General features: G+C 75.2%; 19 protein-coding genes. 11 read left to right on the top strand and 8 right to left on the bottom strand.

What is annotated here, in order from left to right:
- The first annotated feature begins 140 nt into the window (after nt 1-140).
- A complete protein-coding gene (locus K1Y72_RS04885; protein ID WP_220163560.1) occupies nt 141-404 on the top strand; it encodes an LppU/SCO3897 family protein in 264 nt (87 codons plus the stop codon).
- Here the strand turns inward: K1Y72_RS04885 and K1Y72_RS04880 are convergent.
- Nucleotides 391-1,212 (bottom strand): MBL fold metallo-hydrolase, encoded by an 822-nt coding sequence (locus K1Y72_RS04880; protein ID WP_220163558.1) that lies wholly within the window; start codon nt 1,210-1,212, stop codon nt 391-393. The genes K1Y72_RS04885 and K1Y72_RS04880 overlap by 14 nt on opposite strands.
- A gap of 119 nt (nt 1,213-1,331) precedes the next feature.
- Here K1Y72_RS04880 and K1Y72_RS04875 point away from each other — a divergent pair, with 119 nt between their 5' ends.
- Nucleotides 1,332-1,925, top strand: a complete 594-nt coding sequence (locus tag K1Y72_RS04875) for a hypothetical protein (RefSeq protein ID WP_220163556.1) — start codon at nt 1,332-1,334, stop codon at nt 1,923-1,925.
- Here the strand turns inward: K1Y72_RS04875 and K1Y72_RS04870 are convergent.
- Entirely contained in the window at nt 1,922-2,782 is an 861-nt protein-coding gene (locus K1Y72_RS04870) for an alpha/beta fold hydrolase (RefSeq protein ID WP_220163554.1), read from the bottom strand. The two genes, K1Y72_RS04875 and K1Y72_RS04870, sit on opposite strands and share 4 nt — an antisense overlap.
- Before the next feature lie 50 nt (nt 2,783-2,832).
- Nucleotides 2,833-3,417 carry a TetR/AcrR family transcriptional regulator gene (locus K1Y72_RS04865; RefSeq protein WP_220163553.1) on the bottom strand — a complete coding sequence of 195 codons (585 nt, stop codon included), beginning with the start codon at nt 3,415-3,417 and terminating at the stop codon, nt 2,833-2,835.
- Nucleotides 3,418-3,488: 71 nt separating this feature from the next.
- Here K1Y72_RS04865 and K1Y72_RS04860 point away from each other — a divergent pair, with 71 nt between their 5' ends.
- A complete protein-coding gene (locus K1Y72_RS04860) occupies nt 3,489-4,337 on the top strand; it encodes an alpha/beta fold hydrolase (RefSeq protein WP_220163551.1) in 849 nt (282 codons plus the stop codon).
- Nucleotides 4,338-4,347: 10 nt separating this feature from the next.
- The gene (locus K1Y72_RS04855) at nt 4,348-4,662 is read left to right on the top strand and encodes an NIPSNAP family protein (RefSeq protein WP_258571886.1); all 315 of its coding nucleotides are present in this window, start codon (nt 4,348-4,350) and stop codon (nt 4,660-4,662) included.
- Here K1Y72_RS04855 and K1Y72_RS04850 read toward each other — a convergent pair.
- The gene (locus tag K1Y72_RS04850; protein WP_220163548.1) at nt 4,617-5,276 is read right to left on the bottom strand and encodes a TetR/AcrR family transcriptional regulator; all 660 of its coding nucleotides are present in this window, start codon (nt 5,274-5,276) and stop codon (nt 4,617-4,619) included. The two genes, K1Y72_RS04855 and K1Y72_RS04850, sit on opposite strands and share 46 nt — an antisense overlap.
- Before the next feature lie 88 nt (nt 5,277-5,364).
- Between K1Y72_RS04850 and K1Y72_RS04845 the strand changes: the two genes are divergently transcribed.
- Nucleotides 5,365-6,279, top strand: a complete 915-nt coding sequence (locus K1Y72_RS04845) for an oxygenase MpaB family protein (protein WP_220163546.1) — start codon at nt 5,365-5,367, stop codon at nt 6,277-6,279.
- Nucleotides 6,280-6,476: 197 nt separating this feature from the next.
- Nucleotides 6,477-6,707 (top strand): hypothetical protein, encoded by a 231-nt coding sequence (locus tag K1Y72_RS04840; RefSeq protein WP_220163545.1) that lies wholly within the window; start codon nt 6,477-6,479, stop codon nt 6,705-6,707.
- Nucleotides 6,708-6,767: 60 nt separating this feature from the next.
- Here K1Y72_RS04840 and K1Y72_RS04835 read toward each other — a convergent pair whose 3' ends face one another.
- The 3 genes from K1Y72_RS04835 to K1Y72_RS04825 form a co-directional block, all read right to left on the bottom strand.
- Nucleotides 6,768-7,424 carry a hypothetical protein gene (locus K1Y72_RS04835; RefSeq protein ID WP_220163543.1) on the bottom strand — a complete coding sequence of 219 codons (657 nt, stop codon included), beginning with the start codon at nt 7,422-7,424 and terminating at the stop codon, nt 6,768-6,770.
- Nucleotides 7,425-7,548: 124 nt separating this feature from the next.
- A complete protein-coding gene (locus K1Y72_RS04830) occupies nt 7,549-8,583 on the bottom strand; it encodes a transposase domain-containing protein (RefSeq protein WP_220163541.1) in 1,035 nt (344 codons plus the stop codon).
- Nucleotides 8,584-8,685: 102 nt separating this feature from the next.
- The gene (locus K1Y72_RS04825) at nt 8,686-9,258 is read right to left on the bottom strand and encodes a TetR/AcrR family transcriptional regulator (protein WP_220163540.1); all 573 of its coding nucleotides are present in this window, start codon (nt 9,256-9,258) and stop codon (nt 8,686-8,688) included.
- 84 nt (nt 9,259-9,342) lie between these two features.
- Here K1Y72_RS04825 and K1Y72_RS04820 point away from each other — a divergent pair, with 84 nt between their 5' ends.
- Genes K1Y72_RS04820 through menC form a run of 4 tightly spaced genes read left to right on the top strand, consistent with a single transcriptional unit; the run spans nt 9,343 to nt 13,752 of the window.
- Nucleotides 9,343-11,070 carry an acyl-CoA dehydrogenase gene (locus K1Y72_RS04820; protein ID WP_220163538.1) on the top strand — a complete coding sequence of 576 codons (1,728 nt, stop codon included), beginning with the start codon at nt 9,343-9,345 and terminating at the stop codon, nt 11,068-11,070.
- Nucleotides 11,071-11,093: 23 nt separating this feature from the next.
- Nucleotides 11,094-11,855 (top strand): SDR family NAD(P)-dependent oxidoreductase, encoded by a 762-nt coding sequence (locus K1Y72_RS04815; RefSeq protein WP_258571885.1) that lies wholly within the window; start codon nt 11,094-11,096, stop codon nt 11,853-11,855.
- Nucleotides 11,856-11,899: 44 nt separating this feature from the next.
- Nucleotides 11,900-12,655, top strand: a complete 756-nt coding sequence (locus K1Y72_RS04810; protein WP_220163536.1) for a GNAT family N-acetyltransferase — start codon at nt 11,900-11,902, stop codon at nt 12,653-12,655.
- Nucleotides 12,652-13,752 carry an o-succinylbenzoate synthase gene (menC, locus tag K1Y72_RS04805; RefSeq protein ID WP_220163534.1) on the top strand — a complete coding sequence of 367 codons (1,101 nt, stop codon included), beginning with the start codon at nt 12,652-12,654 and terminating at the stop codon, nt 13,750-13,752. The genes K1Y72_RS04810 and menC overlap by 4 nt, the downstream gene beginning before the upstream one ends.
- Here menC and K1Y72_RS04800 read toward each other — a convergent pair.
- Entirely contained in the window at nt 13,749-15,413 is a 1,665-nt protein-coding gene (locus K1Y72_RS04800; protein ID WP_220163533.1) for a serine/threonine-protein kinase, read from the bottom strand. The two genes, menC and K1Y72_RS04800, sit on opposite strands and share 4 nt — an antisense overlap.
- 159 nt (nt 15,414-15,572) lie before the next feature.
- Between K1Y72_RS04800 and K1Y72_RS04795 the strand changes: the two genes are divergently transcribed.
- A complete protein-coding gene (locus K1Y72_RS04795) occupies nt 15,573-17,105 on the top strand; it encodes a phytoene desaturase family protein (protein WP_220163532.1) in 1,533 nt (510 codons plus the stop codon).
- The last annotated feature ends 11 nt before the right edge of the window (nt 17,106-17,116 follow it).

Raw genomic sequence — 17,116 nt, 5'->3', positions numbered from 1 at the left:
GCCTCCGGGGAGTGGCACGAAGCGGTCGGGGAATCCTTGGGGATCTCGGGGTCTGAGCTACGACAGGTGTGGTTTGATCTGCCGCCAGCGCCAATCGTGGACATAAAAGGCGGATCGTGATGCGTCGTACTCTCGTGCCGGTGATCGTCGTTGCCGTCGCCGCCGGGCTCACCGCCTGCGGCCACCCGGCCAGCGGGGCCAAGGAAGGCGACTGCCTGGACAACGGCGGCATGATGGCCGACCTGAACAAGACCGAGATCGTCAAGTGCGACTCCCCGGACGCCAAGTACCGCGTCTCCCGGATCCTGGGGCCGGGCCGCAAGGCCGACTGCCCCAAGGACGGCGGGATGTTCACCTACTCGTGGCAGACCGACGACAAGACGATCTGCATCACGAAGATCTGAGCCGGGCGCGGTCGAACTCGGTCCCGTCGTGCGCGCTGAAGATGTCCGCCGCGCCGGTGCGGGCCAGCTCGTTGAGCCGGCGCAGGTTGTGCAGGCGGGTGGTGCGGTCGGCCTGCATGAGGGTCTGGAAGAACCGGGTGGCCGGCGGGCAGGACGGCTCGGCTTCCAGCTGCGCGTGGTTGAAGTAGGCGTCGCCGGCGTGCAGGAGCCAGCGCCCGCCGGTGTCGACGGCGACGCCGACGTGGCCCCGGGTGTGGCCGGCCAGGGGGACGAGCAGGATCGAGGGCGGCAGGCCCGGCAGGTCGCGGACGGCGGTGAAGCCGAACCAGTCCTCGCCCGCGGTGGCGTGCGGTGACCAGTCGGGGCCGTGCGACCAGTGCGCGGAGCGGTAGCGGGAGCGCTCCAGGGACGTGAGGGGGCGCCGGGCGGCCTCCAGCTCCGCGGCGTGAACGTGGACCCTGGCGTGCGGGAAGTCGCGGAGGCCGCCCGCGTGGTCGAGGTCCAGGTGGGTGAGGACGATGTGCCGGACGTCGCGGGGGTCGTGGCCGAGCCGGGCCACCTGCCGGACGGCGGTCTCCCGCTCGTCCAGGACGGGGCGGACGATCCGCCGGAACGCCGGGTTCAGGCCGGCCGGGTCGCGCACGTCGTCCAGGCCGAGGCCGGTGTCGACCAGGACGAGGCCGTCGTCGGTCTCCAGCAGGAGGCAGTGGCACACGTTCCGGGCGAAGGCGAGGACGCCGCCCGTCCCGTCGACGAGCCGCCCGCCGGGCGGGCACAGGGTTCCGCAGTTCAGGTGGTGGTGGCGCATGGCCAAAATATACAGACCGGTCTATTTAGCGGCAAGGGTCGCCGCTTCTCGTCCGGGAGGCGCTCCGCTGCGCCTGTGGGACTTGTCACGGGGCGGGGCGGTGGTGCGTCCTGGACGGTATGCGTAGGTCGGATCGGTGGGCCTTCGGGATCCTCGGCGCCGGCGTCGTCGCGATCCTGGGCGGGATCGAACTGGCGGGGCGGCTGGACGACGCGCCCGCGCCGCCGGCGCCCGTCGCGGAGTTCTGTCCGGAGAAGGCGGGCGGCGCGGCGCGGTCCGACACCCGGTACAGGGAGGACGCCGCGCCGTACCAGGGCGCCGGGCCGCATCCGGTGGCGCTCGGGCTGAGGTACGCCGGGGACGTGGAGGTTCCGGACGGGTGGGACGCGGCCCGTCCGCAGCTGGTGGCCTGCCTGTATCGGGAGGGCCCGGCCAGGCCGCAGGTGGTCCGCACCTGCCTGTACTCCTACGTGCAGGGGGTTCCCGTCGATCCGGAGAAGGCGGTGAAGGTCGCGCTGATGAGGACCGGATACACCGTGCAGGTGTACGAGGCGAGGACGGCCCGGCCGGTCGGGCGGGCCTCGGTCGCGGGCGGCGGGGCGTGCCCGGCGCGGCACGCGGCGGGGTCCGGCGGCGCCGTCGCCGAGGCGCCCGACGCCGCCGGGCTGCGCGCGGCCCTGCGCCCCTACGTGGAGCGCGCGGCCGGCGGCTAGCCGAGGACCTCGCGCAGCTTGCGGGCGAACGCCTCGGGCCGGCCGGCCCGGCCGTGCTCGCCGCCGAGGAACCCGGCGTGGTGGCTGGGGAAGACGACCGGCGGCCGGCCCAGGAGGCGGGCCAGGGCCGCCGAGGTGCGGCCGGTGAAGGTGTCGCCGGTCTCCTCGCCGACGGCGATCACGATGCGGGTCGGGGCGGCGGCGAGGGCGCCGATGTCGGGGCGGTGGTCGCTGACCGCCCAGGACCGGTCGGACAGGAGCGGGTCGTCCCGGGTGCCGTCGTCGCCGGTGGGCAGGCCGAAGGCGGCGGGGTCGGGGAGGGGCTGGGCGAAGTAGGCGTCGGTGTACTCGCCCTGCCACGAGGCCATCGCGATGAACGCGGCCATGCCGGTGCCCGCGCCCTTGGCCTCGTAGGCGTCGCGGACGGCGGCGCGGGCGCGGGCGGCGGCCGCGGCGTCGGGGAGCACGGGGATGAGGGGCGGCTCGTGCGCGACGAGGGTGGCGACGTCGCCGGGGTGGGCCGCGACCAGGGCGAGGGCGGTCACCGCGCCGCCGCTGCTGGCGAACAGGTCGACGGGGCCCGCGCCGAGCGCGGCGATGAGGGCGTGCAGGTCGGCGGCCTGGGTCTCGGGCGCGTGGTCGGTGCGGCCGTCCTTGCGGACGCTGCGGCCGAGCCCGCGCGGGTCGCAGGTGACGACGGTGCGGTCGGGGAACAGCGACGCGAGCGTGGTGAAGCCGCTCGCGTCCATCGGCTGGCCGATCATGAGCAGCGGCGGGCGCCCGTCCGCGGGCGGCAGCGGGCCGCGGACGTCGTGGACGAGGTCGGCGCCGGGCAGCGCGAGCGTTCTGGTCTCCATGGCAGGACGGACCGGCGGGACGGCCGGAACTCATCGCGCCGGCCGCCCGGTCAGGCGGTGCGGACCGCCGCGGCGAGGCGGGCGGCCGAGCGGCCGGCGGCGAGGAGGGGGGCGGGGTCGCGGAGGGACCGGCTGAGGATGAAGGCGCCCTCCAGGGACGTCAGGACCGCGGTGGCGAGGTCGCGGGCGCCGTCGGGGTCGTCCACGACGCGCCGGCACCAGGCGGTGAGCCCGTCGAGCCAGGACGCGAAGACGTCGGCGGTCGCGCGGCGCAGCGGCTCGCTGGTGCTCGCGACCTCCAGCGCGATCGTGGCGATCGGGCACGCGTCGGCGTAGCCGGACGCGGCGAGGTCGGCGGCGGCCTGCGCGAACGCGGCGCCGAGCGCCTCGACCGGGTCGTCCGGGCCGTCCTCCAGCAGGGCGAGCACGAGCGCGCCGTAGGCGGCGCCGCCGGAGCGGACGACCTCCTCGGCGAGGGCGTCCTTGCCCGCGTAGAAGTGGTAGATCGAGCCGATGCGGGCCCCGGACGCGGCGGCGATCTGCTGGAGGCCGGTGGCGCTGTAGCCCTGCCGCCGGAACAGCGTGCCGGCGGCCCGCGCGATGCGCTCGCGGGTGTCGCCCCTCGGTGCGGCCATGCGGATCCCCTTCCCTCGCGCCCTCTCCGGATGGTAGTTCTTGAATGATCGTTCAAGAGAGCGGAGCGCCGATGCCGATCGCCGAACTGCCCGCCGGACCCGTCGAGTACACCGACACCGGCGGGCCGGGCCCCGCCGTCGTCCTCACGCACGGCTTCCCGATGAACCACCTGCAGTGGCGCAAGGTCGTGCCGCTGCTGGAGGGCGTCCGCTGCATCGCGCCGACGCTGCCGCTCGGCGCCCACCGGACGCCGATGCGCCCGGGGACCGACCTGTCGCAGATCGGGCAGGCGGCCATCCTCGCCGACTTCCTCGACGCCCTGGACCTGCGGGACGCGACGCTGGTGATGAACGACTGGGGCGGCGCGCAGTTCGTCGTCGCGCTCGGCCGCACCGAGCGCATCGGGCGGCTGGTGTTCGTCGCCTGCGAGGCGTTCGACAACTTCCCGCCGCCGCCGGCGCGGCCCGCGGTCCTGCTGACGCGCGCGCCCGGCGGGGTGTGGCTGCTCATGCAGCTCCTGCGGACGTCCTACTTCCGGCACGGGCGGCGGACGTGGGGCGCCGTCGCCCGCAGCCGCGTCCCCGACGACGTCCTGGACGCCTGGTTCGAGCCCGCCCGGCGCAGCCGCGCGATCCGCCGGGACCTGCGCGCGTTCGCGACGGGCACCCCGTCGCGCCGCACGCTGCTGGAATGGAGCGAGGCGCTGCGCGGCTTCGACCGGCCCGCGCTCGTGGTGTGGGCCGGCCGGGACGCGATGATGCCGCGCGAGCACGGGCGGCGCCTCGCCGAGCTGCTGCCGCAGGGCCGCCTCGTCGAGATCGAGGACGCGGGGACGCTGATCCCCGAGGACCGGCCGGAGGAGCTGGCGGGCGTCCTGCGCGGCTTCCTCGCCGAGACCGGGGCGGTGCCGAGCGCCTAGCATGCGGCGGATGATTACCTGCGTGGTCCACTACGTGATCGACCCGGCCGAGATCGAGGCGTTCGAGCGGTTCGGGCGCCGCTGGATGGAGCTGGTCGAGCGGCACGGCGGCACCCACCACGGCTACTTCCTGCCCGCCGAGGGCGCGAGCGACGCCGCGCTCGCGCTGTTCAGCTTCCCGAGCCTCGCCGCCTACGAGGAGTACCGGGCGCTGTTCGGGTCCGACCCCGACTTCGTGGAGGCGGACCGCATCCGCGACGAGAGCGGCTGCGTCCTGCGCTACGACCGGACGTTCATGCGGCCGGTGCTGCCCGGCGGCTCCTGAGCGCGGATGTAGCCGACGACGAGCGCCGCCAGCTCATCGATGATCTTCTCGCGGGGGATGGGCGGCCGGTCGAGGACGTAGCGGATGGAGACGGTGCCGACGGTCTCGGCGAGGATCCACAGCGCCGCGTCCACGTCCAGGTCGTCGCGGAAGGCGCGCCGGTTCAGCAGCAGGTAGACGCGGACGAGGTCGGTGAGGCGGCGCTGCAGGGCGTTCAGCTTGTCCAGCGGGCCGAGGCGCGGGACCTGCTCGACGATGATGCGCAGCAGGTCGGCGTGCTCCTCGAACAGGCCGATCTGCGCCTCCAGCAGGGCGCGGCCGGCCTCCTGCCACGGCGCGCCGAGGCTCGCCTCGATCTGCGCGCCGAGCTGATCGGCCAGGTGGTCGGCGAAGCGGTCGAGGACGGTGGCGACGATGGCGTCCTTGTGCGGGAAGTACTGGTAGAGCGACCCGTTGCTGATGCCCGCGGCGGCGGCGATGCGGTTGGTGGACGCGCCGTCGTAGCCGTGCTCGGACAGAACGCGAGTGGCGGCGTCCAGGATGCGCTCGACCATCCGGCGCGAGCGGTCCTGCTGCGGGACGCGGCGGAGCGAGCGCGCAGGTGGCCGGTCCATCGGTCCTCCTCGGGCGAACGCGACTTGTAAGCGACTACTTATTCGCGTTTAGCTTAACCCCTGACCGCCGTCGCAGGGAGGCACCGCCATGACCGTCGTCGAAGGCACCCCGGCGGACGCGCCGGCCGAGCGGCCCGCCGTCCGCGAGCCCGTCCCCTTCGGGCCGGGCACCCTGCTGTGGGACATGATGGGCCTCTACAGCGGGGCCGTCGCGGGCAACAGCGCGTTCATCCTGCAGTCCATGCACCCGACCATCGGGACCGTCGTCGACCAGCTGTCGACCTTCCGCACCGACCCGCTCGGCCGCGCCGCGCGCAGCTTCGCCTCCGTGCAGACCTGGGTGTACGGCGGGCAGGAGGCGGTCGAGGAGGGCCGCCGCCTCCGCCGCATGCACAAGCCGCTGAGCGCCGTGGACGCCGACGGCAAGCGGCACCACGCGCTGTCCGCGGACGCCTGGGCGTGGGTGCACCTCACCGGCTTCTACGCCGCGGTCGTCGCGGCCCGCTACTTCGCGCCCGCCCCGCTGACTCCCGACGAGGAGCGGCAGGTCTACGACGAGTTCCTGAACCTCGGCCGCATCCTCCAGGTGCCCGAGCGCATGTTCCCCGCCGGCGTCGAGGACTACTGGGCGTACTTCGACGACATGGTGGCGAACACCCTCGTCCCGCACACCGTCGCGCTGGAGGTCATCGACGCGCTGGACAAGGTCCCGCCGACGGTGCCCGACCCCTGGCGCCGCATCCTCGCGCCGGTCGCGATGGCGGGCGGCCGGGTCCAGCGGCTCATCACCGTCGGCACCCTCCCCGCGGGCGCGCGCGAGAAGCTCGGCGTGTCGTGGACGCGGGCCGACGAGCGCCGGCTGCGGACGGTCGGGCAGCTCATCGGCCGCAGCACGCCGCACCTGCCCGAGCGGCTCCGCTACATGCCCATCGCCTACCGCGCCCGCCAGGCCGCCCGCGCGCGGCAGCGGCTGGAGGAGGCGCTCGCCAAGCGCCCCATGTGACGGCCGGCCCGCCCGCGGGCCCTCCCCGGACCGGCCCCTGCGCGTTAGCGTGCAGGGACGGCCCCGGCCGAAGGTAGGGTCGGGGGTGCCTCCGGCGGCGTCCTTCCCGCCGGACGGCGCGCTGGGCAGAGCGGTGAGCAGGCGAGGAGCGGGAGTCCATGAACGGTCGCATGTCCGAACGCGGTGCGCCCCCTCCCATGGGACGGGACCCGCGCGGGGGACGGCCGGCGCCGCAGCGTCCCGACGGGCGGCGACCCCCGGGGCGCGGCCGCCCGCCCGAAGGCCGCCGGCCCGCCGGGCCCGGTCCCGAGGGCGAGGGCGAGGAGACCAGGGTCAAGGTCGTCCGCGGGATCCTCGCGGTGATCCTGGGCGGCGCCATCGCCGGGTTCTTCCTGCTCTTCGTCCTGGTCGTGCTGGCCTTCATCTGAGCCGGACGCGCGGCTGAGCCGGACCCGCCCTCCCCGCGTGCGGGCGGACCCGGCCCCTCGTCAGCTGAGGAACAGCTTGACGTTGTAGACGCCGGACGCCAGCCCGTTGACGTCGAAGCCCGCGCTGTAGGTGGCCGTGGACGGGCAGAGGATGTTGCTGCCCGAGCTGACCTTGGTCAGCGAGATGTTCGTGGCCGTCGCCTTCAGCTGGGTCGACGCGGTCGAGTTCGTCACCGCCATGGTGATGCTGTTGCCGGTGCCGCTGCCGCGGTAGTTGCAGACGATGTTGCCGAAGATCGTGCTGCTGGTCGAGGTGACCTGCATGTTGTTGATGCGCAGCGTCCCCGCCGAGCCCGTCCAGTTGATGTCACCGCCCGTCCAGGGCAGGCCGACCGGGGTGGTGGTGGACGAGCCGCCGGCGCTGTTGGTGCAGGCCGGTCCGGGGTCGTTGTAGAAGTTGTAGGCCGAGACGGTGAGGGCGCCGCTGGAGGTCGTCGTCCCGTCGATGTTGCCCCGGTTGCAGCTCGCCGTGCCGAGCGAGGTGGTGACCGACACGGGGCTGGTCAGGGTCAGCCGGACGCTGCCGCTGTAGGCCGCGCCGGCCGCGTTGTTGACGTGGATCACGGTGGGCGGGGCGGCGGCGGCGGGCGAGGCCGCGACCGCGACGGCGGCGGCCGAGGCGGCCATCACAGCGGCCAGTTCGCGGGGGTGTTTCATCGGTCACTCCTTCGAAATACGGGGAACGCCGCCAGAGTAAGAAAGGGCATAAAACCGGTCAATACAGGTTTAAAGAATGCATTTCCGGGCGCCGGAAGAAGTGTTGCGCTAAGCGCTTGGGCGATCAGCGCGCCCCGGGCGCGGGCCGGCAGGCGCACCAGCGGCGCTCGCCCGCCTGGCAGGTCAGGGCGTTCATCGCCTGGTAGAGGCAGAGCGTCGCCCACACCTCCTGCACCACCGTCTCCGGGTCGCGCGAGCGCAGCGCGACGGCGCCGCCCGCCGGGACGGCGCGCAGCCAGGACAGCGCGGGCGCGATCCGCCAGCGCTCGGCGTAGCAGGCGGCCAGCGCCTCGGCCGGCGCCCGCTGCGGGTCGAGGAGCGTGGTGAACAGGACGCCGCGCGCCGCCGGGAGGGCCCGCACGCGGAGCCCGGGCGGCGGCCGCGTCCCGGCCGGGGCGCCGAGCAGCAGCCCGTGGCCGCGGCCCGCCGCCGCGCGGAGCGCCGCGGGCGGCGCGGCCGCGAACGGCATGGCGAGCAGCGTGCCGGGGCGGGGCGTGCGGAGCAGCCGGGCGGCGAGGACCTCCTCGGCGACCGCGGCCGCGCCGAGCGTCGCGGCCAGCAGCGCGTGCGTCCCGGCGTCGGCGAGCGCGGCCACCCGGACCTGCGGGAACCGGGCGGCGGGGGCCGGGTAGCCGAGCGCGGCGTTGCCGCGGCTGCCGGCGACGTCGAGCGCGATGCCGTCCAGCGACAGCACGTGCAGGCCGCCGAAGCGCGGTCCCGGGCGCCGCGGCGGCGCCGGGGCGAGGCGCTCGAACAGCAGCCGGAGCGGGTCGGCGCCGAGGCGCTCGCGGGCCCGGCTGAGCGCCGAGGCGCTCGGCGTGCCCTCCCAGGAGCGCAGCCAGTGCGAGCGCCAGGACAGCCCGTCCAGCAGGAGCCGCATGACCTGCTCGTAGTTGCGGTCGGGGAACAGGCAGAGGGCGAGCACGTAGTAGAGGACGAGCCGGGCGGGCAGCGCCCGGCGGCGCAGGTCGGCCCGGCCGCTCTCCCGGATGACGTCGTCGAGCAGGGGGATCGGGAACAGCGACAGCAGCACGCCCATCGCCACGCGGTCCGGCAGGCGCTCGGCCGGAGCCGCTGCGGTCCGCCGCGCACCGGCCATCTGATCAAGGTAGCAAGCAAGCGCTTGAGTAAATAGTGTCGCCTGCCGCAGGCCGGGGATCCGGCCGCCCGCAACGTGTGCCGGAACCCGGCGGTATCGCCGTCAGGCGAGCATGCGGGCGGCGAGGTCGGCGTAGAGGGCGGCGAGGCGGTCGGGGTCGTCGTGGGCGCCGGCGGGGAACCAGCGGCAGACGTCCACGCAGAGCGAGGAGATCGCCAGGAGGGCGCCGGCCGGGTCGGGGACGGTGAAGTCGCCCGCCGCGCGGCCCGCCTCGATGATCGCGGCGAGCACGGCGGAGGTCTCGTGCCGGATCGCGACGACGGTCCGGTAGTGCTCGGGCGACAGGGCGCGGATCTCGTACTGGACGACGCGCGCGAGCGTGCTCTGCCGGGCCTGCCAGGCGGTGAACGCGGCGACGACGGCGCGCAGGCGCGCGGCGGGCGGCGCAGCCGGGTCGTCGGCGGCGCGGAGGACGGCGAGCGCCGCCCGGTGGCCGTCCAGGCTGATGGCGTAGAGCAGCTCCTCCTTGGAGGGGTAGTGCGGGTAGAGGGCGGCGGCGCTCAGGCCGAGCCGGCGGGTGATGTCGCGGGTGGAGGTGCCGCCGTAGCCCTGCTCGCCGAACGCCTCGGTGGCGGCCCGGCGGATGCGGGCCGCGGCGGTCGAGTCCTGCGGCATCGGGCTCCCTGGCGAGGTGCGGTGGTCCGCCCATTCTAAGCGAGCGCTTAGGATCTGAGCGATCGCTTATCTCCGGGAGGACGCATGACGGCGCCGATCCTGTCCCGCCGGGACCTGGACTTCCTGCTCCACGAGTGGCTGGACGTGACCGCGCTGACGGAGCGGCCGCGCTTCGCCGAGCACTCGCGGGAGACCTTCGACGCCGTCCTGGAGCTGGCCGCCGAGATCGCCGAGCGCGACTTCCGCCCCCACAACCGGGCCGCCGACGACCACGAGCCCGTCATGCGCGCGGACGGGTCCGTCGAGGTGCTGCCCGAGGTCGGCGCGGCGCTCCGCAGATTCGCCGATGCGGGCTTCACCGCCGCCTCCTTCGACGAGGAGCTCGGCGGCATGCAGCTCCCCGCGACCGTCGCGCGCGCCGCGATGATCTGGTTCCAGGCCGCGAACGCCGGGACGTCGAACTACCCGCTGCTGACCGTCGGGAACGCCAACCTCATCGCCCACCACGGCACGCCCGAGCAGATCGAGCAGTGGGTGAGGCCGATGCTGGAGGGCCGCTACTTCGGCACGATGTGCCTGTCGGAGCCCGGCGCCGGCTCCTCGCTCGCCGACATCACGACGAAGGCCGAGCCGCAGGCCGACGGCACCTACCGGATCACCGGCAGCAAGATGTGGATCTCCGGCGGGGAGCACGACCTCGCCGAGAACATCGTCCACCTGGTGCTCGCCAAGGCGCCCGGCGGCGGGCCGGGCGTCAAGGGCATCTCGCTGTTCATCGTTCCGAAGGTGCTGCCGGGTGGGGAGCGCAACGGCGTGAACCTCGTCGGCCTGAACCACAAGATGGGCATGCGCGGCACCACCAACACCCTGCTCGGCTTCGACGGCGCGACCGGGTACCTCGTCGGCGAGGAGCACCAGGGCCTGGCGTACATGTTCCACATGATGAACGAGGCCCGCATCGGCGTCGGGATGCTCGCCACCGCCCTCGGCTACACCGGCTACCTCCAGGCCGTCGAGTACGCGAGGGTCCGCACGCAGGGACGGGTGAAGGGGCGGGTCGTCCCGATCATCGAGCACGCCGACGTGCGCCGCATGCTGCTCGCCCAGAAGTCCTACGTCGAGGGCGCCCTCGCGCTCGGCCTGTACTGCTCCAAGCTCGTGGACGACCAGGACACCGGCGTGGACGCCGAGCGCGCCGCGCTGCTGCTGGACGTGCTCACCCCGATCGCCAAGAGCTGGCCGTCGCAGTGGTGCCTGGAGGCCAACAGCCTGGCCATCCAGGTCCACGGCGGCTACGGCTACGCCCGCGACTACGACGTCGAGCAGTTCTACCGCGACAACCGGCTGAACCCGATCCACGAGGGCACGCACGGCATCCAGGGCCTGGACCTGCTCGGCCGCAAGGTCGTCATGAACGGCGGCGCCGGGCTGGCGGTGCTCGCCGAGACGATCGGCGCGACCGTCGCCCGCGCCGCGTCCGGCGACGCCCTCCAGGCCGAGTACGCGGGCGCCCTCGGCGCCGCGCTGGACCGGCTGCTGGAGGTCACCGCGACGCTGTGGGGCACCGGCGACCCCGCCGTCGCGCTCGCCAACTCCTCGGTCTACCTTGAGGCCGCCGGGCACATCGTCGTCGCCTGGATGTGGCTGGAGCAGCTCCTCGCCGCGGACGGGCGCGACGGCGCCTTCTACGACGGCAAGCGCGCCGCGGCCCGCTACTTCCTGCGCTTCGAGCTGCCGCGCACCGGCCCGCAGCTCGACCTGCTGTCCTCCCTCGACCGCACCACCCTCGACACCGACCCCGCCTGGCTGTGACGGCCCGGCCGGAAGGAGCCCCCATGCCGATCCTCGACCGCTTCCGCCTGGACGGCCGCGTCGCCGTCGTCACCGGCGCCTCGTCCGGGCTCGGCGTCGCCTTCGCGGTCGCGCTCGCCGAGGCGGGCGCCGACGTCGTCCTCGCCGCCCGCCGCGCCGAGCGCCTGAAGGAGACCGCCGCGAAGGTGGAGGCGGCGGGCCGCCGCGCCCTCGCCGTCCCGGCCGACGTGTCCGACCCGGAGCGGTGCGCCGCCGTGATCGACGCGGCGGTGGCGGAGTTCGGGCGGGTCGACGTGCTGGTCAACAACGCGGGCGTCGGGACGGCGGTGCCGGCGTCGCGCGAGACGCCCGAGCAGTTCCGGTCGGTGATCGAGCTGAACCTGAACGGGGCGTACTGGATGGCGCAGGCCGCCGGGCGCGTCATGCAGCCGGGCAGCAGCATCGTCAACGTGGCGAGCGTCCTCGGCCTGATCACCGGCGGCCTGCCGCAGGCCGCCTACAGCGCCAGCAAGGCGGGCATGCTCGGCCTCACCCGCGATCTCGCCGCCCAGTGGGGCGCCCGCAAGGGCATCCGGGTGAACGCGATCGCGCCCGGGTACTTCGCCACCGAGATGACCGACGCCTACGCCCCCGAGCACCGCGAGCGGATCGCCGACGCCTCGGTGCTGCGGCGCTTCGGCGACGCCGAGGAGCTCGCCGCGACGCTCGTCTGGCTCGCCTCGGACGCCGGCGGCTACGTCGTCGGCCAGACCATCGTGGTGGACGGCGGCACGACGATCATCTGAACCCGCTGCTCAGGGCCGGTGGGCGGGGTGCATATCCTGCGAGCGTGGAGGACGTGGAGATCCGCGAGCTGCGCGCGCTGGGGGAGTACGAGGCCGCCTACCGGCTCATCGCCGACATCTGGGGCGCGCCGGACGCGCACGCGCCGGTGTCGGTCGAGATGATGCTCGCCCTCGCCCACACCGGGAACTACGTGGCGGGCGCCTACCGGGACGGCCGGATGGTCGGCGTCTCGGTGGCGTTCCTCGCCGCGCCCGCCGGCGCCGCCCTGCACTCGCACGTCACCGGCGCCGCCGCCGGGCGCGGCGTCGGGCTCGCGCTGAAGGAGCACCAGCGGGACTGGGCGCTCGCCCGCGGCCTGCGCCGCATCACCTGGACGTTCGACCCGCTGGTCCGCCGGAACGCCCACTTCAACCTGGCCAAGCTCGGCGCCCGCGTCGAGGAGTACCTGCCGTCCTTCTACGGCCCGATGGCGGACGCGATCAACGGTGGCGACGAGTCCGACCGGGTCCTCGCCGCCTGGCCGATCGCCGAACCCGCCGCGCCGCCCGCCGTCCCGCCGGACGCGCCGCTCGCCCTCGCCGACCGCGACGGCCGCCCCGCGGCCGGCCCGCGCGACGCGGCGACCGTCCTCGTCCAGCTCCCCGCCGACATCGAGGGGCTGCGCCGCACCGACCCCGGCGCCGCCCGCGCCTGGCGGCTCGCGCTGCGCGAGGTGCTCGGCGGGCTGCTCGCCGAGGGCGCCCGCGTCGCCGGGTTCCACGACCGGTCCGCCTACGTCGTCGAACGGAGCCGAGCATGAGGATCACCGGGATCGAGCTGCGCCGGATCGCGATGCCGCTGGTGGCGCCGTTCCGCACGTCCTTCGCCGTCGAGACCGCGCGCGACGTGCTGCTGCTCCGCGTGGTGACGCCGGACGCCGAGGGCTGGGCCGAGTGCGCGTCGATGGACGAGCCGCGCTACAACGCCGAATACACCGACGGCGTCGCCGACGTGCTGCGCCGCTTCCTCATCCCCGCGCTGCCGGAGGACGTGGACGCGTACGCGGTCGGGCGGGCGCTCGCGCCGTTCACCGGCCACCACATGGCGAAGGCGGTGCTGGAGACCGCCGTCCTGGACGCCGAGCTGCGCGCGCGCGGCGAGCCGCTCGCCCGGTTCCTCGGCGCGGACCGCGACCGCGTCCCGTGCGGCGTCTCGGTCGGGATCATGGACTCGGTGCCCGCGCTGCTGGACGCCGTCGCCGGGTACCTGGCCGAGGGCTACGTCCGGATCAAGCTGAAGATCGAGCCGGGCTGGGACGTGGCGCCGGTCCGCGCCGTCCGCGAGCGGTTCGGCGACGACGTCCTGCTCCAGGTGGACGCCAACGCCGCCTACACCCTCGTGGACGCCCGGCAGCTCGCCAAACTCGACGACTTCGACCTGCTGCTGATCGAGCAGCCGCTCGCCAACGACGACCTCGTCCAGCACGCCCGCCTCGCGCGGATGCTGCGGACGCCGATCTGCCTGGACGAGTCGATCGAGTCGGCGGCGGGCGCCGCCGCCGCGATCGAGCTCGGCGCCTGCTCGGTCGTCAACGTCAAGCCCGCCCGCGTCGGCGGCTACCTGGAGGCGCGCCGCATCCACGACCTCTGCCGCGCGCACGGCGTGCCGGTGTGGTGCGGCGGGATGCTGGAGACCGGCATCGGGCGCGCCGCGAACCTGGCGCTCGCCGCGCTGCCCGGCTTCACCCTGCCGGGCGACACCTCGGCGTCGCGCCGCTACTTCGCCACCGACATCACCGAGCCGTTCGTCCTGGACGACGGCCACCTGGACGTCCCGGCCGGTCCCGGCATCGGCGTCGACCCGCTTCCGGACGTCCTGGACGAGGTCACCACCGCCACCGAGTGGATCGCCCTCTAGAACGTGACGGCCGGGCTCTCCTGCCCGGTGCCCTGGAAGACGTTCTGGTAGTAGATCTTCGACAGGGTCCGGTAGGCGTGGCGGGCGGGCACGGTCGAGGCGCTGAACGAGCACACCAGCGACGTGCAGGCCGGCGAGGTGAAGTACTGGACGCTGGACTGGGTGTCGGCGGTCTTCAGCACCAGCACGATCTGCATGTGGTTGCTCGCGATGAGCTTGGCGTCGTTCCTCGACGCGACGGGGTCGAGCGTCGCCTTCAGGTAGACGCGCTCGCCGTCGGTGCGGATGCAGGCGGTCGTGTAGTGGCCGCGCGCGTCGGCGCTGGTGCGCGGCCCGCAGAGCCAGCCGGTGTCCTTGGGCGTCCTGGCGGCGGCGGGCCGGGACGGCTTGGCGGACGCCGACGGCTTCTTCGACCGTGCACCGCCGGGAGAGCCGGAGGGCGTGCCGGAGGGGGAGGCCCCCGGCGTCCGCCCGGCGCGCGCGGGCGAGCCCGACGCGCCGCCCTTGCCGCCGCCCTTGCCGCCGCCCTGGCCGAGGGCCGCCCGCCGCTCGTTGGCGACGGGCGTGCGGTCGCCGTCGCCGCTGCCGGAGCCGTCGCCGCCGGAGGCGAGGGCCAGGGTGACGCCGGCGGCGAGCGCCACCGCGGTGAGCGCGGCGCCGGCGCCGAGCAGCAGGCCGCCGCGCCGCCTCCGCGCGGGGGCCGGGGGCATCGGGGGCGCCTGCGGGTGGGTGGCCGTGCCCGGGACGGTGCCGCCGGCCGGGACGGGCGTCCAGGACGGCGCGGGCGGCGGCGCGGGCCGCTCCGGCAGCGGCGCGAGGGCGAACGGGACGGCGCGGTGGGCGCGCGCGAACGCCGACAGGCCCTGCCCGAGGGCGTGGGCGCCGATGCGGGCGGCGGGCTCCTTGGTGAGGCTCTGCTCCAGCAGCGTCCAGAGCTCGGCGGGCAGGCCGGGCACCGGCGGGAGCGGGTCGTCCAGGTGCCCGCGCAGGACCGCCGCCAGGTCCGCGCCCCGGAAGGGCGCGCGGCCCGCGAGCAGCTCGTACAGGGTGACGCCCGCCGCGTAGACGTCGGCGGCCGGGCTGAGGGCCTGCCCGCGCAGCACCTCGGGCGCCATGTAGGTCGGGGTGCCGACGAGCTGCCCGGACGCGGTGAGCTCGGGGCCCGACGCGATGTGCGCGACGCCGAAGTCGGCGAGCCGCACCGGCGCCTCGCCGCCGCGCCCGTGGTCGAGCAGCACGTTGGCGGGCTTCAGGTCGCGGTGCACCAGGCCCGTCGCGTGCACCGCGACGAGCGCCTCGGCGACCTGCGCGGCGAGCCAGGCCGCCTCGGGCGGCGGCAGCCGGCCGCCCCGGCGGGCCCGGTACGCGCCGAGGTCCTCGCCCACGACCAGGTCCATGACGAGCGCGAGCCGGCCGCCGTCCACCACCAGGTCGTGGACGGCGACGACGCCGGGGTGGCGGACGCGCAGCAGCGCCGTCCGCTCCCGGACGAAGCGGGTGAGCGCGTCGGGGTCCTCGGCGAGCTCGGCCCGCAGCACCTTCACGGCGCGCTCGGCGCCGGTCTCGCGGTCCAGGGCGCGCCAGACGACGCCCATGCCGCCCCGCCCGATCCGCTCGGTCAGCAGGTACCGGCTCCCCAGCGGGCCCCCGTGCTCGGTCATCGTGATGTCGCTCCCCGCCCGAAATGATCTAGACATCATGGACCTTTCGGGCAGCGGGGAGGGCGGTGTGCACGGAAAGCCGGGAAATCCCGCACGGATCGTTCGGTCGAGCCGGCCGCCCCTTGATCGCGCCGCCGCCGGCTTGCTCTGCTGGAGGGCATGGACGACGTGGTGATCGTGGGCGGCGGGCACAACGGGCTCGTCGCCGCCGCCTACCTGGCGCGCGCGGGGCGCCGGGTGCTGCTGCTGGAACGGCTCGGCCGCCTCGGCGGCCTCGCCGTCTCGGCGCGGGCCTTCGACGGCGTGGACGCGCGGCTGTCCCGCTACTCCTACCTCGTGAGCCTGCTGCCGGCGCGGATCGTGCGCGAGCTCGGGCTCCGCGTCGAGCTGCGCAAGCGGCGGTTCGCGTCCTACACGCCCGTCGGCGACCGGGGCCTGCTGGTGGACGGCGGCGACGAGGCGCGCACCCGCGCGACCTTCCCGGGCCGCGACTTCGACGCCTGGCGCGACTTCGCCGCGCTGACCGCGGGCGTCGCGCGCGCCGTCGCGCCGACCCTGCTCGAACCGCTCCTGGACCGCGCGGAGTTCCGGCGGCGGCTGGAGCCGGAGGCGTGGCGCGACCTGTTCGAGCGGCCGATCGGCGAGGTCGTGGACGAGCGGTTCGCCGACGACACCGTCCGCGGCGTCGTCCTCACCGACGCGCTGATCGGCACCTTCGCCGACGTCGACGACCCCGGGCTGCTCGCCAACCGGTGCCTGCTCTACCACGTGATCGGGAACGGGACCGGCGACTGGGACGTGCCGGTCGGCGGCATGGGCGCGGTCACCGCCGCCCTCGCGGACGCGGCGCGCGCGGCGGGCGCCGACCTGCGCACCGGCACGGAGGTCACCGGCATCGTCCCGGCGGGCGCGCGCGGGGGAGAGGTGACGTTCCGCGACGCGGCGGGCGCCGAGCACACCGTGTCCGCCCGGTGGATCCTGGCGAACCTGCCGCCCGCCGCCCTCGCCCGGCTCACCGGGGACGAGCCCGAGGAGCCCGAGGGCGCCCAGCTCAAGGTCAACATGGTGCTGGCGCGGCTGCCCCGGCTGAGGGACCCCGGCGTGCGGCCGGCGGAGGCGTTCGGCGGCACCTTCCACATCAACGAGGGCCGCGCGAACCTCGCCGCCGCCCACGCGCGGGCGTCCGCCGGGCGCATCCCGGACCTGCCGCCCGCCGAGGTGTACTGCCACTCGCTGACCGACCCGTCGATCCTCGGCCCGGACCTGCGGGCGGCGGGCGCGCACACCCTTACCCTGTTCGGCCTGCACATGCCCGCGCGGCTGTTCCGCGCCGACCCCGACGGCGCGCGGGACGCCGCGCTGCGCGCCACCCTCGCGTCCCTGGACGCCGTCCTCGCCGAGCCGATCGCGGACTGCCTGCTGCGCGCCCCCGGCGGCGCGCCCTGCGTCGAGGCGAAGACCCCCGTCGACCTGGAGCGCGAGACCGGCCTGCCGGGCGGCCACATCTTCCACCGCGACCTGGCGTGGCCGTTCGCCGAGGAGGAGGGAGAGGCGGGCCGCTGGGGCGTCGAGACCGCCCACCCGCGGCTGCTGCTCTGCGGCGCGGGCGCCCGGCGCGGCGGCGGCGTCAGCGGCATCCCCGGCCGCAACGCCGCCCGCGCCGTCCTGGACGGAGAGAATGTACGGAAATGATCGACTCGGTG

Source organism: Actinomadura parmotrematis, assembly GCF_019458805.1.
GTDB lineage: Bacteria > Actinomycetota > Actinomycetes > Streptosporangiales > Streptosporangiaceae > Spirillospora > Spirillospora parmotrematis.
Note: the sequence above shows the minus strand (reverse complement) of the source record. Positions and strands in the feature narration are given on the sequence as shown.

Excerpts from the sequence above, each read along its gene's own strand:
- K1Y72_RS04830 (WP_220163541.1), bottom strand. The coding sequence starts at position 8,583 with ATGGCCGGTGCGCGGCGGACCGCAGCGGCTCCGGCCGAGCGCCTGCCG.
- K1Y72_RS04875 (WP_220163556.1), top strand. The coding sequence starts at position 1,332 with ATGCGTAGGTCGGATCGGTGGGCCTTCGGGATCCTCGGCGCCGGCGTC.
- K1Y72_RS04850 (WP_220163548.1), bottom strand. The coding sequence starts at position 5,276 with ATGGACCGGCCACCTGCGCGCTCGCTCCGCCGCGTCCCGCAGCAGGAC.
- K1Y72_RS04880 (WP_220163558.1), bottom strand. The coding sequence starts at position 1,212 with ATGCGCCACCACCACCTGAACTGCGGAACCCTGTGCCCGCCCGGCGGG.
- K1Y72_RS04835 (WP_220163543.1), bottom strand. The coding sequence starts at position 7,424 with ATGAAACACCCCCGCGAACTGGCCGCTGTGATGGCCGCCTCGGCCGCC.
- K1Y72_RS04800 (WP_220163533.1), bottom strand. The coding sequence starts at position 15,413 with ATGACCGAGCACGGGGGCCCGCTGGGGAGCCGGTACCTGCTGACCGAG.
- K1Y72_RS04820 (WP_220163538.1), top strand. The coding sequence starts at position 9,343 with ATGACGGCGCCGATCCTGTCCCGCCGGGACCTGGACTTCCTGCTCCAC.
- K1Y72_RS04795 (WP_220163532.1), top strand. The coding sequence starts at position 15,573 with ATGGACGACGTGGTGATCGTGGGCGGCGGGCACAACGGGCTCGTCGCC.
- menC (WP_220163534.1), top strand. The coding sequence starts at position 12,652 with ATGAGGATCACCGGGATCGAGCTGCGCCGGATCGCGATGCCGCTGGTG.
- K1Y72_RS04825 (WP_220163540.1), bottom strand. The coding sequence starts at position 9,258 with ATGCCGCAGGACTCGACCGCCGCGGCCCGCATCCGCCGGGCCGCCACC.
- K1Y72_RS04865 (WP_220163553.1), bottom strand. The coding sequence starts at position 3,417 with ATGGCCGCACCGAGGGGCGACACCCGCGAGCGCATCGCGCGGGCCGCC.
- K1Y72_RS04815 (WP_258571885.1), top strand. The coding sequence starts at position 11,094 with ATGCCGATCCTCGACCGCTTCCGCCTGGACGGCCGCGTCGCCGTCGTC.
- K1Y72_RS04860 (WP_220163551.1), top strand. The coding sequence starts at position 3,489 with ATGCCGATCGCCGAACTGCCCGCCGGACCCGTCGAGTACACCGACACC.
- K1Y72_RS04840 (WP_220163545.1), top strand. The coding sequence starts at position 6,477 with ATGGGACGGGACCCGCGCGGGGGACGGCCGGCGCCGCAGCGTCCCGAC.
- K1Y72_RS04870 (WP_220163554.1), bottom strand. The coding sequence starts at position 2,782 with ATGGAGACCAGAACGCTCGCGCTGCCCGGCGCCGACCTCGTCCACGAC.
- K1Y72_RS04855 (WP_258571886.1), top strand. The coding sequence starts at position 4,348 with ATGATTACCTGCGTGGTCCACTACGTGATCGACCCGGCCGAGATCGAG.
- K1Y72_RS04845 (WP_220163546.1), top strand. The coding sequence starts at position 5,365 with ATGACCGTCGTCGAAGGCACCCCGGCGGACGCGCCGGCCGAGCGGCCC.